The sequence below is a fragment of the Streptomyces mesophilus genome (genome assembly GCF_011044995.1).
Classification (GTDB): Bacteria; Actinomycetota; Actinomycetes; order Streptomycetales; family Streptomycetaceae; genus Streptomyces; species Streptomyces mesophilus.
In genome coordinates this window covers 1-11,346 of the sequence record NZ_JAAKZW010000250.1, presented here as the reverse complement: position 1 = coordinate 11,346, position 11,346 = coordinate 1, and the positions used below count along the sequence as shown (strand labels likewise).

Annotated in this window: 9 protein-coding genes; 7 read left to right on the top strand and 2 right to left on the bottom strand. The window is 69.8% G+C overall.

The annotated features are described in order from the left end of the window. Positions 1 to 71: 71 nt before the first annotated feature. From G6045_RS34880 to G6045_RS34865, 4 genes are all read left to right on the top strand, one after another. Positions 72 to 242, top strand: coding sequence for a Trm112 family protein (locus G6045_RS34880; RefSeq protein WP_165336217.1), 171 nt, complete (start codon positions 72 to 74; stop codon positions 240 to 242). Positions 243 to 423: 181 nt separating this feature from the next. Next, positions 424 to 1,557 carry an SIS domain-containing protein gene (locus G6045_RS34875; RefSeq protein WP_165336216.1) on the top strand — a complete coding sequence of 378 codons (1,134 nt, stop codon included), beginning with the start codon at positions 424 to 426 and terminating at the stop codon, positions 1,555 to 1,557. A 72-nt stretch (positions 1,558 to 1,629) separates the two neighbouring features. Beyond that, complete coding sequence (gene manA / locus G6045_RS34870; protein ID WP_165336215.1) at positions 1,630 to 2,781, top strand: mannose-6-phosphate isomerase, class I; 1,152 nt, start codon at positions 1,630 to 1,632, stop codon at positions 2,779 to 2,781. Positions 2,782 to 2,895: 114 nt separating this feature from the next. Then, entirely contained in the window at positions 2,896 to 3,864 is a 969-nt protein-coding gene (locus G6045_RS34865; protein WP_165336214.1) for a cation diffusion facilitator family transporter, read from the top strand. Between the two features lie 80 nt (positions 3,865 to 3,944). On the opposite strand, the gene G6045_RS34860 is transcribed toward G6045_RS34865, so the two are convergent. Next, positions 3,945 to 6,062 carry a fructose-specific PTS transporter subunit EIIC gene (locus G6045_RS34860; protein WP_165336213.1) on the bottom strand — a complete coding sequence of 706 codons (2,118 nt, stop codon included), beginning with the start codon at positions 6,060 to 6,062 and terminating at the stop codon, positions 3,945 to 3,947. Between the two features lie 417 nt (positions 6,063 to 6,479). Between G6045_RS34860 and ahcY the strand changes: the two genes are divergently transcribed. Together ahcY and G6045_RS34850 are read left to right on the top strand one after the other, a co-directional pair. After that, on the top strand, positions 6,480 to 7,937 hold the full coding sequence (ahcY, locus tag G6045_RS34855) for an adenosylhomocysteinase (protein ID WP_165336212.1): 1,458 nt from the start codon (positions 6,480 to 6,482) through the stop codon (positions 7,935 to 7,937). A gap of 258 nt (positions 7,938 to 8,195) precedes the next feature. Beyond that, positions 8,196 to 8,810, top strand: a complete 615-nt coding sequence (locus G6045_RS34850) for a hypothetical protein (RefSeq protein WP_165336211.1) — start codon at positions 8,196 to 8,198, stop codon at positions 8,808 to 8,810. Positions 8,811 to 8,858: 48 nt separating this feature from the next. Here the strand turns inward: G6045_RS34850 and G6045_RS34845 are convergent, their stop codons facing one another. Further along, positions 8,859 to 9,866 (bottom strand): RDD family protein, encoded by a 1,008-nt coding sequence (locus G6045_RS34845; RefSeq protein ID WP_328708011.1) that lies wholly within the window; start codon positions 9,864 to 9,866, stop codon positions 8,859 to 8,861. An 89-nt stretch (positions 9,867 to 9,955) separates the two neighbouring features. Between G6045_RS34845 and G6045_RS34840 the strand changes: the two genes are divergently transcribed. After that, the gene (locus tag G6045_RS34840; RefSeq protein ID WP_165336209.1) at positions 9,956 to 10,963 is read left to right on the top strand and encodes a stage II sporulation protein M; all 1,008 of its coding nucleotides are present in this window, start codon (positions 9,956 to 9,958) and stop codon (positions 10,961 to 10,963) included. The last annotated feature ends 383 nt before the right edge of the window (positions 10,964 to 11,346 follow it).

Genomic DNA, 11,346 nt, shown 5'->3' with positions numbered 1-11,346 from the left:
CCCGCACCCCACCCCACACAGCGATACCCTGACGTGGTCAAACCACCTGTTCGAAGGGACGGACACCCACCATGCCGCTCGAAGCCGGACTCCTCGAGATCCTCGCCTGCCCGGCCTGCCACGCCCCCCTCAAGGAGGCGGACGCCGAGCTGCACTGCACCGGCACCGACTGCGGCCTGGCCTACCCGGTCCGCGACGGCATCCCCGTCCTGCTCGTCGACGAGGCCCGCCGCCCGGCCTGACACCGTCCGCGGCGGGTAGTACGACGAGGGACACCCCGACCTCGTACGAAACAAGCCGCAGCACCCGGCACGAAAACCCCGCGCAAACCGGAAGCCGCCGAACCAGGCACACCGGCACCAGCCAAAGCCACCGGCACAAGCCAAAGCCACCCGGCACCCAGCGATCGGAGGCCCACCGCCCGTGCTAGACGATTCGCTGCTGGACAACCCGGACGCCCTCGCCCGCGCCGACCGCAGAGGCCTCCTCCGCGGCGCGGCCGAGTCCGGCGCCAGGGTGCGCACCGCGGTGCGGTTCGCGGAAGAGGCCGGCGTCAGCCAATTGCGCCCCGAGGGCCGCCCCCGGGCGATCCTCATCGCGGGCCCCGGCGCCGCCTCCGTATGCGTCGCCGACCTGATCGCAACCCTCGCCGGGGGAGCCTGCCCGGTCACAAGGCTGCAGCCCACCGGCGTGGCCCCCGCCGCCGGAGCCCTGCGCTGGGCCCTGCCCGGCTGGGTCGGCCCGGTCGACCTGCTCCTCATCGCCACCCCGGACGGCACCGAGCCCGGTCTCGAGCTCCTCGCCGAGCAGGCGTACCGCAGAGGCTGCGCGGTCACCTCGGTGGCCCCCGCCGGAACTCCGCTCCACGAGACGGTCGGCGCCAAGCACGGCCTGGCCGTACCGATGGCGATGAGCCTCCACGCCGAGTACGAGGAGGGCGCGGCCGCGGGCCCCGACGCCCTGTGGGCGCTGCTCACCCCGCTGCTCGCCCTGCTCGACCGCGCCGACCTGATCGAAGCCTCGCCCGACACCCTGCAGAAGGTCGCCGACCGCCTCGACAGCACCGCGGAACGCTGCGGCCCCGCGATCGCCACGTACAGCAACCCGGCCAAGACCCTCGCCGCCGAGCTCGACGAGTCCCTGCCGCTGATCTGGACCGAGGGCCCGCCCGCGGGCCCGGTCGGCCGCCGCTTCGCCGCGATGCTCGCCGAGATCGCAGGACGTGCCGCCCTCGCCGGCGAACTGCCCGAGGCCCTGCCCGCCCACGGCGCCCTCCTCACCGGCAACCTCGCAGCGGGCGGCGACCCGGACGACTTCTTCCGCGACCGCGTCGAGGAACCGCAGGCGATGCGGGCCCGCGCCGTCCTCCTGCGCGACCGCCCCACGGGCGGCCTGAGCGCCGCCCCCGCCGCCCGCGAACTCGCGCTCGGCCACGACATCGCGATCAGCGAGCTCGAACCCCAGGAAGGCAGCGATCTCGAGAACCTGGCGGAGCTGATCGCCGTCACGGATTTCGCCGCCGTTTACCTGGCGCTCGCCTCGGGGGGACGATCATGAGCGTCACCTCAACCGGCCTCCCGGTGCCCGTCCCAGGCGCCTGATTCCCGTACGTACGAAGGAAATCCCCTCATGGACCGCCTCAGCAACACCATCCGCCCGTACGCCTGGGGATCGACCACCGCGATCCCGCAGCTGCTCGGTGTGGAGCCGACCGGTGAACCGCAGGCCGAGATGTGGATGGGAGCCCACCCCGGCGCCCCCTCGCGCCTGGAGCGCGGCCCGCTCAACGAGGTCGTCGACGCGAACCCCGAGGCCGAGCTGGGCGCCGAGGCCGTGGCGAAGTTCGGACCCCGGCTGCCGTTCCTCCTGAAGCTGCTCGCCGCCGGCGCCCCGCTGTCGCTTCAGGTGCACCCCGACCTCGCGCAGGCGAAGGAGGGGTACGCGGACGAGGAGGAGCGCGGCGTCCCGATCGACGCTCCGTTCCGTAACTACAAGGACGCCAACCACAAGCCCGAACTGATCTGCGCGCTCACCCCGTTCGACGGCCTGTGCGGCTTCCGCGACCCGAACGAAGCCGCCGATCTGCTCGCCGGCCTCGGCGTCGATTCCCTCAAGCCCTACGTCGACCTGCTGCACGCACAGCCCGAGGAGGCCGCGCTGCGCGAGGTGCTCACCGCCGTGCTCAGCGCCGACAAGGACGCCATGACCGCCACGGTCACCGAGGCCACCGCCGCGGCCGACCGCCTCGGCGGCGCCTACACCCCGTACGCGAGCATCGCCCGCCACTACCCGGGCGACCCCGGCGTGATCGCCGCGATGCTGCTCAACTACGTCCAACTGCAGCCCGGCGAGGCCCTGTTCCTCGGGGCCGGCGTCCCGCACGCGTACCTCAACGGCCTGGGCGTCGAGATCATGGCCAACTCCGACAACGTCCTTCGCTGCGGCCTCACCCCCAAGCACGTCGACGTCCCCGAACTCCTGCGCATCGTCCGCTTCGAGGCCACCGACCCGGGCGTCCTGCGCCCCGAGGCCGGCCCCGACGGCGAGGAGGTCTACGAGACGCCGATCGACGAGTTCCGGCTCTCGCGCTACGTCCTGGCGGAAGGCTCCGCCGCGCGCGAGGTGACCGCCCGTACGCCGCAGATCCTGCTCTGCACCGCGGGCACGGTGACCGCGGGGGAGTTCGAGCTCGCCCCCGGCCAGTCCGTCTTCGTCCCGGCGGGCGAGACGGCCGAGATTTCCGGAAACGGCACCATGTTCCGCGCCACCGTGGTGGCCTGACGCGCCGTCCGCTCCGACTGCTGCAACAATGGCGCACCGCACGGCCCTGAGCGGTCGTGCGGTCCATTGCGTACACGGCGTACGCGGCAGCAGTGCGAAGGGACATCGGGCTAGATGAGCGCGTCAGGCGGCACCAAGGCGATCGTGGCGGCACTCGCCGCCAACCTCGCCATCGCGGTAGCGAAATTCGTGGCCTTCATCTTCAGTGGCTCCTCGTCGATGCTCGCGGAGAGCGTCCACTCGCTCGCCGACTCGGGCAACCAGGGCCTGCTGCTGCTCGGCGGCAAGAAGGCCCAGCGCGCGGCCACGCCGCAACACCCCTTCGGGTACGGGCGCGAGCGCTACATCTACGCCTTCCTCGTCTCGATCGTGCTCTTCTCCGTCGGTGGCATGTTCGCCATCTACGAGGGCTACGAGAAGATCAAGCACCCGCACGAGATCACGCACTGGTACTGGCCGGTCGGCGTCCTGGTGTTCGCGATCATCGCGGAGACCTTCTCCTTCCGTACGGCCATCAAGGAGTCGAACGCGATCCGCGGCAAGCAGTCGTGGAAGGAGTTCATCCGCCGCTCCAAGGCGCCCGAGCTCCCCGTCGTCCTCCTCGAAGACCTCGGCGCGCTCGTCGGTCTGATCCTCGCCCTCGCCGGCGTCAGCCTCGCGCTCGCCACCGGCAACGGCGTCTGGGACGGCATCGGAACCCTGTGCATCGGCATCCTCCTGATCATCATCGCGATTGTGCTCGCCGCCGAGACCAAGTCGCTCCTGCTCGGTGAGTCCGCGGGCATCGAGGAGGTCGCCAAGATCGAGGCCGCGATCGTCGACGGCGACACGGTCACCCGCATCATCCACATGCGTACGCTGCACCTCGGCCCGGAGGAACTGCTCGTCGCCGCCAAGGTCGCGGTCCAGCACGACGACACGGCCGCCGAGGTGGCCGCCGCCATAAACGCCGCCGAGGAGCGCATCCGCACCGCCGTGCCGATCGCCCGCGTGATCTACCTCGAGCCGGACATCTACAGCGAGTCCGCGGCCGAGGCCGGCGGCAACCCGGCGAAGTCGCCCGGCGGGCCTGCCGGTCACTGATTTCTTTCCCGTACGGCGACGGGCCCCGCACCTCGAAAGGTGCGGGGCCCGTCGCCGTACGGGGGTGTGCCGGGCGGGCGCTACTGGATCTCGCGCAGCACATCCAGGATCGCCGCCTCGTCCGGCGCCGACTGCAGCCGCTCGCGGAAGCCGGTGTCCATCAGCTTGCGGGAGAGCAGCGCGAGGATCCGCAGATGTTCGTCGCCGGCGGCGGCCTCCGGCACGGAGATCATGAAGATCAACTTGGCCTTCGTGCCGTCGAGCGAACCCCACTCCACGCCCTCGGACGACCGGGCGAACCCGACGATCGGGGCGGTGACCGCATCGGTCTTGGCGTGCGGGATGGCGATCTCCTCGCCGAGACCCGTGGTGCCCTGCGCCTCGCGACGCAGCGCGGTCTGCACGAGCTCCTCGGTGTCGGTCACCTTGCCGGTGCTGGCCAGCATGTTGGCCATCTCGCGGATCGCCGCCTCCTTGTCGTCGGAGGCGAGCTGGACCTTGACGGTCTGCTCGGTGAGATAGCCGGAGAGGACCTCGTCACTGGGGGCGGCCTCCGCGGACTGCGTGGAGCCCGCGGCCGCGATCCCGGCCGACTTCGCGCCGGACGGAGTGGCGGGGGAGGCGGTACCGGCGGCCGCGGCGGCGGCGGTGGCGGTACCGGCCGACTTGGCACCCGCGCCCACACCGGCCATCGCGGGCTCGGGGCCGCCGAGCTCCGCGGCCTTGCCGGCCTCCTTGCGGGCCTTGATCGCGATGAGGGCGTTGGTGGTGAACGCGGTGACGAGCGTGCCGACGATGATCGCGACGAAGAACATCAGAGCACCGCTGATCGCGCCGAACAGCGAGACGATCGGACCACCGTGCGGCACGGAGTCCTCGACGCCCGCCACACCGGCGATGGCACCGGCGACCGCGCCACCGAGCATGTTCGCCGGGATGACCTGGGCTGGTCGTGCTGCCGCGAAGGGGATCGCTCCCTCCGAGATACCGAAGAAGCCCATGAACAGCGCCGCGAGACCGGTCTCCTGTTCCTCCTGCGAATAGAGCTTCTTGCGCAGCAGCGTGGCCAGACCCTGACCGAGCGGCATGACGGGGATGGCGGCCGCGGCCATACCCATCACGGCGTTGTTGGTACCGATGAGACCCACGGCCACGAGGAACGCCGTCTTGTTGACCGGACCGCCCATGTCGAAGGCGATCATGAGACCGATGATGGCGCCGAGCACGATCGCGCTGGAGCCGGTCATGCCGTTCAGCCAGTCCTGCAGCTGCGTGAACAGCCAGGAGACGGGCTGGCCGATCAAGTAGATGTACAGCAGGCCGACGATCAGCGTCGAGATGATCGGGATGACGATGATCGGCATGATCGGCGCGACGACCTTCGGGACCTTGACCTTCTTGATCCACAGGACCAGGTAACCGGCCATGAAACCGGTGACGATGGCACCGAGGAAGCCCGCGTTCGCATCGGCCCCGTAGATGGTGGTGGCGTCGGCGGCGAGGAATCCGCCGATCATGCCGGGCACCAGGGCGGGCCGGTCCGCGAGTGCGTACGCGATGTAGCCGGAGAAGATCGGCAGCATCAGCTTGAAGCCGGTCTCGCCGAGCTTCTGTACGTAGAACCAGAAGGTGCCCTCGGGAACCACGAGGCCGCCCTTGGCGTCCGCGTGCCCGCCCAGCGACAGCGAGACCGCAAGCAGCAGACCACCCACCACGACGAACGGGATCATGTACGAGACACCGTTCATCAGTGCCTTGTACGCGAGGCTCCGCTCCTTGCCGCCGCCCGCACCGCCGCCGCCGGAACCGCCCGCCGCGCCACCGCCGGAACCCCCGCCCGAGTAGACCTTGGCGTTCTGGACCTCGGCGATCAGCTGCTCGGGACGGTGGATACCGTCCGCGACCGGGACCGTCAGGAGCTTCTTGCCGGCGAAGCGGTCGAGGTCGACCTCCTTGTCGGCTGCGATGATGATGCCGTCCGCGTCTCTGACATCGTTGTCAGTGAGTACGTTCTCGGCACCGATCGAGCCCTGAGTCTCCACCTTGATGTCGACGCCGAGACCCTCGGCAGCCTGCTGCAGCTTCTCGGCCGCCATATACGTGTGAGCGATACCGGTCGGGCACGCGGTGACCGCGAGCAGCTTGAGCTTCCGCCCATCGGGCCCCACGCCTGCGGGGGGTTGCGCTGGACTGGTCACGTATATCTCCTCGAGCGTTCGTCGGCACCGCACCGGGGTGCGGCTTTCGGCCTACCGCATCCTGCTACAGGCGGTCTGTGACCCTATAGCCAGGTCTATGCGCAAAAGTCTAGAAGGCCTGCCCCCAACAAGCCTTCCGGGCCCTGCAGCCCACGAGGCTACGTGCCGGGGGCGGGCTACTGCCCGCTGGGCCGATCGGTGTAGATTCGTGACCTGACAGACGTCGCTGCTGATGGCGGTCGGGCGGGGCCGGGATTGGGCCGTCCGAGGGAGAGAGGGCCTCCGACGGACTGCGCTGCGAGCTACCGGGTGCACCCCTGTGTGCCTGCGCGGGCTGGTGTTGCGCCTGCGCGTCGTGTGCCCGCGCCGCAGCCGCTCCATGCCCGCAAACCGTCTCCGATCTGGGAGCAGCCTCACATGACCACTCTTGTCAATGGACAGGACTTCAAGGTCGCCGACCTCTCGCTGGCCGAGTTCGGCCGCAAGGAGATCACCCTCGCCGAGCACGAGATGCCCGGCCTGATGTCGATCCGCAAGGAGTTCGCCGCCACGCAGCCGCTGGCCGGCGCCCGCATCATGGGCTCCCTGCACATGACCGTGCAGACCGCCGTGCTCATCGAGACCCTGGTCGCCCTGGGCGCCGAGGTCCGCTGGGTGTCCTGCAACATCTTCTCCACGCAGGACCACGCCGCCGCGGCCATCGCCGTCGGCCCGAACGGCACGCCGGACAGCCCCCAGGGCGTCCCGGTCTTCGCCTGGAAGGGCGAGACGCTCGAGGAGTACTGGTGGTGCACCGAGCAGGCGCTGACCTGGCCCGGCACCCCCACCGGCGGCCCGAACATGATCCTCGACGACGGCGGCGACGCCACCCTCCTCGTCCACAAGGGCGTCGAGTACGAGAAGGCCGGCAAGGTCCCCTCGGTCGACACCGCCGAGAACGACGAGCACCGCGTCATCCTGCAGCTCCTCAACCGCACCATCACCGAGGGTTCCGACAAGTGGACGAAGCTCGCCTCCGAGATCCGCGGCGTGACCGAGGAGACCACGACCGGTGTGCACCGTCTGTACGAGATGCACCGTGACGGCACGCTGCTGTTCCCGGCCATCAACGTCAACGACGCCGTGACCAAGTCGAAGTTCGACAACAAGTACGGTTGCCGCCACTCGCTGATCGACGGCATCAACCGCGCCACCGACGTCCTCATCGGCGGCAAGACCGCGGTCGTCTGCGGCTACGGCGACGTGGGCAAGGGCTGCGCGGAGTCGCTGCGCGGCCAGGGCGCCCGCGTCATCGTCACCGAGATCGACCCGATCTGCGCGCTGCAGGCGGCGATGGACGGCTACCAGGTGACCACGCTCGACGAGGTCGTCGACAAGGCCGACATCTTCATCACGACGACCGGCAACAAGGACATCATCATGGCCTCCGACATGGCCAAGATGAAGCACCAGGCGATCGTCGGGAACATCGGCCACTTCGACAACGAGATCGACATGGCCGGCCTCGCGCAGATCCCGGGCATCGTCAAGGACGAGGTCAAGCCGCAGGTCCACACCTGGAAGTTCCCCGACGGCAAGGTCCTCATCGTGCTGTCCGAGGGCCGCCTGCTGAACCTGGGCAACGCGACCGGCCACCCGTCCTTCGTGATGTCCAACTCGTTCGCGGACCAGACCCTGGCCCAGATCGAGCTGTTCACGAAGCCCGAGCAGTACCCGACCGACGTGTACGTGCTCCCCAAGCACCTCGACGAGAAGGTCGCCCGCCTCCACCTGGACGCGCTCGGTGTGAAGCTCACCGAACTGCGCCAGGAGCAGGCCGACTACATCGGCGTCAAGGTCGAGGGCCCGTACAAGTCGGACCACTACCGCTACTGATCCCGCCACCGACGGCCCGTACCGCCCGGGTGCCTGTCGCCCCGTACGCCCCTGCGAGCAGGACAAAGACGTACAGCCGGCAGGCCGCCCGCGGCGAAAGCCGTCACCGATCGGCAGGAACAGCTGTCATCGGTCGACGTCAACAGCCGTCACCGGCGGAGCACTTGGCGCAAGGCAGGCCCTCGCCCCTCAGGCGGGGGCCTGCCCGCGTGCGGGCCCGGTCACGGCCCGCACAGGACCCAGCAAGGACCCGACCTCATGCCCCGCGGCCGTTATTCGCTCCATGATCCGCACGATCACACCCCCCTCGGTGAAGAGCACTTCCACTGCGCCCCCGGCCCTTCCGGCTGGCGCTACGTCTCCCAACTGACCTCCCCCTCCGGCGACTTCACCGGCTCCGTCGACCTGGCCCTCGACGAGCTGGGCCGCCCGATCCGCATGGAACTCCACGCCAGTGACTGGCAGGTGCGCGGCGCCGCCATCGACGGCGTGACCTGGGTGCGCACCGATCCCACCGGCGAACACGCCACCGAAGGCAATGTCCGGGCCCATGCCTTCAGCGGCGCCTCACCCGCGTTCCTGATCGCCACAGCCCGATTGCTGCGGCTCACCCCCGACTCCCCCTCGAAGCGCGTCCGCCTCGTCCGCCTCACCGACCCCGTGCTCGCCCCGCGCACCCTCGACCAGTCCTGGTCACTGCTGAAAAGCGAAACACACGCCACTGACAACGGGCCGCTGGCCGTGGACGAATACCAGGTCAGCGAACTGGACACGGGGGAGCAGCACACCGTGCATATCGCCGGGGACGTGGTGCTCGCAGCGCCCGGCATCGAGCTCGAAGACCTGGAGTCACCGCCGTCGGTGTTCCCGTAAGTCCGCTCTCGGGCAAGGGCGTTACGAGGGCAACGAGCCCACACCCGCTCAAGCAGGCGGAGCGAAACCGGTCTTGGGCGGCACGTCCTGGGGCGCGGCACCCGGCGGCTCGGCGGCGGAGGGCCGGTAGGAGGGCTGAGCCGGCTGGTAGGTGGGCTGCCCGGAAGGGGGAGCGAAGGCCCCCGACGGCACGTGACCGGCACCGCCCGGCACCTGAGAACCGGCCGGCACAGCTCCGGGAGCTCCGTACCCCGGCACGGCCCCGGGAGCTCCGTACCCCGTAGCCCCGGAAACTCCGTACCCCGGCATCGCCCCGAACGCCTTCCGCGCATCCCGAGCCTGCCGCTCGTGCACCACAGCCGCCAGATAAGCGGCAGGCGGCACCTCTTGTGGCGCCGCCGCCCCCGTACAAGCCGCGAGATCCGCCGCGAGCCGGCCCGCCATCGACCACCCCACCTGCGGATCCAGCTGCCCCATCCGCGTCAGGTACTGCCGGATCGCCAGCCACAGCCCATCGGGTACGCCGGACAGATCCAGCTCGGCGAAACGCCCCATGAGCCAGGGCGGAGGCGGCGGCACATAGGCGGTACGGGCCACAGGGATCCGCTCCCGTACGACAAGAGTCCCCGCGAACACGTCCCCGAGCCGCCGCCCACGCGCCGACACCAGCGAGGCGATACAGGCCACGACCCCGGCCGTCCCGAGGATCTCGATCACCCCCATCGCCCCGCGCACCAGCGCGTGCCGGAAGCGGATGGGCCCGCCGTCATCGCGTACGACGCGAAGCCCGCAGGCGAGCTTCCCCAGCGAACGCCCATGGCTCAGCGTCTCCACCGCGATCGGCCCGCCCACAAGGACCAGCACGAACGTGGCCACCGAGATCGCCGCCTGCGCCGCGCCGTCGAGGGAGCCGGCAGCGGCGAACAGCGCCACGGACACGGCGATGTACACACCGAAGGCCGCAGCCAGGTCGATCATCACCGCCAAGGCCCGGCTCGGCAGCCGCGCGGCGCGCAATTCGAGCGCCACCGCCTCCCCGGTCACCAGCTCACTCACGTGTCCCGCCCTTCCCCGCACTGCCCCTGGACCGGACAGTCTGCCAAGCTGAGGGCACATCGCGCCGCAGCAAGGGGAGCAGCCGCAGGATGGACCTGGACGTCTTCGTCACCGCACACCGTGCCGAATGGGACCGCCTGGACGCGCTCCTGAGCCGCCGACGCCGGCTCAACGGAGCAGAAGCGGACGAGCTCGTCGCGCTGTATCAGCGCACCGCCACCCATCTCTCGCTGATCCAGTCCAGCGCTCCCGACCCTCAGCTGACCGGCCGCCTCAGCCAGCTCGTGGCCCGCGCCCGCAGCGCGGTCACCGGTACCCGCCGCGCTTCATGGCGCGACGTCACGGGCTTCCTCGGCAACGGCTTCCCCGCCGCGATGTACCGCACCCGCCACTGGTGGGTACCCACAGCTCTGCTCTCCACCTTGGTCGCCGCACTGATCGGCTGGTGGATCGCCACCCACCCCGAAGTCCAGTCCGCGATCGCCGCCCCCGAGGAACTCCGTCAGCTCACCCGCCCCGGCGGCGACTACGAGACGTACTACTCCAGCCACCCCGCCGCGTCCTTCGCCGCCCAGGTCTGGACGAACAACGCCCAGGCCGCCGCGATGTGCCTGGTCCTGGGCGCCTTCCTCTGCTTCCCGGTGATCTGGATCCTGTTCCTCAACATGCTCAACCTGGGCGTGGGCATCGGCCTGATGTCCTCCGCAGGGCGCCTCGACACGTTCCTCGGCCTGGTCCTGCCCCACGGTCTCCTGGAGCTGACAGCCGTCTTCGTCGCGGCCGGTACCGGCCTGCGCCTCGGCTGGACACTCATCGACCCGGGCCCGCGCACCCGCCGCACAGCCCTCGCCGAAGAGGGCCGCGCCGCCTTGGGCATGGCCATCGGCCTGGCCCTCATCCTTTTCATCTCCGGCGTCATCGAAGGCTTCGTCACCCCGTCCGGCCTTCCCACGTGGGCCCGCATCACCATCGGCGTCGTCGCCGAACTCGCCTTTCTTCTCTACGTGTACGTGGTGGGCGGCCGCGCGGTCCGCGCCGGCGAGCGCGGAGACGTGGCGGAGCCCGAACAGAGCGCCTCCGTGCCGATCGCCGCGTGATGTGCGTTCAACCCGCCTGACCTGCTACTGTCCTCTCCGCCCCAAGAAAGTCGTTGACACGGCTGGACGGGGGAGGTAGATTCGAACAGTTGCCTGGAACCGGTCAGGTTCGGCGGCAGAGCTTCATCTCTACGTGCTTCGCAGGAAATTCATTCCTCACGAAGCCTCTCCGATTCATCAGAATCCAAGGCCGGTCAGACCGGTCGAGAAACTCTGATAAAGTCGGTCTCGCCGGAAAGGGAAACCGCCGAAAAGTGGAAACCCCGGAAAGCGAAATCCCAGTCCGACTGGGAATCGGGCCCGAAAGAGTCTGATAGAGTCGGAAACACCGAAGGGAAGCCCGGAGGAAAGCCCGAGAGGGTGAGTACAAAGGAAGCGTCCGT

Bases quoted from the DNA above. Each gene is read 5' to 3' on its own strand.
- G6045_RS34880 (WP_165336217.1), top strand. From the start codon at position 72: ATGCCGCTCGAAGCCGGACTCCTCGAGATCCTCGCCTGCCCGGCCTGC.
- manA (WP_165336215.1), top strand. From the start codon at position 1,630: ATGGACCGCCTCAGCAACACCATCCGCCCGTACGCCTGGGGATCGACC.
- G6045_RS34865 (WP_165336214.1), top strand. From the start codon at position 2,896: ATGAGCGCGTCAGGCGGCACCAAGGCGATCGTGGCGGCACTCGCCGCC.
- ahcY (WP_165336212.1), top strand. From the start codon at position 6,480: ATGACCACTCTTGTCAATGGACAGGACTTCAAGGTCGCCGACCTCTCG.
- G6045_RS34850 (WP_165336211.1), top strand. From the start codon at position 8,196: ATGCCCCGCGGCCGTTATTCGCTCCATGATCCGCACGATCACACCCCC.
- G6045_RS34840 (WP_165336209.1), top strand. From the start codon at position 9,956: ATGGACCTGGACGTCTTCGTCACCGCACACCGTGCCGAATGGGACCGC.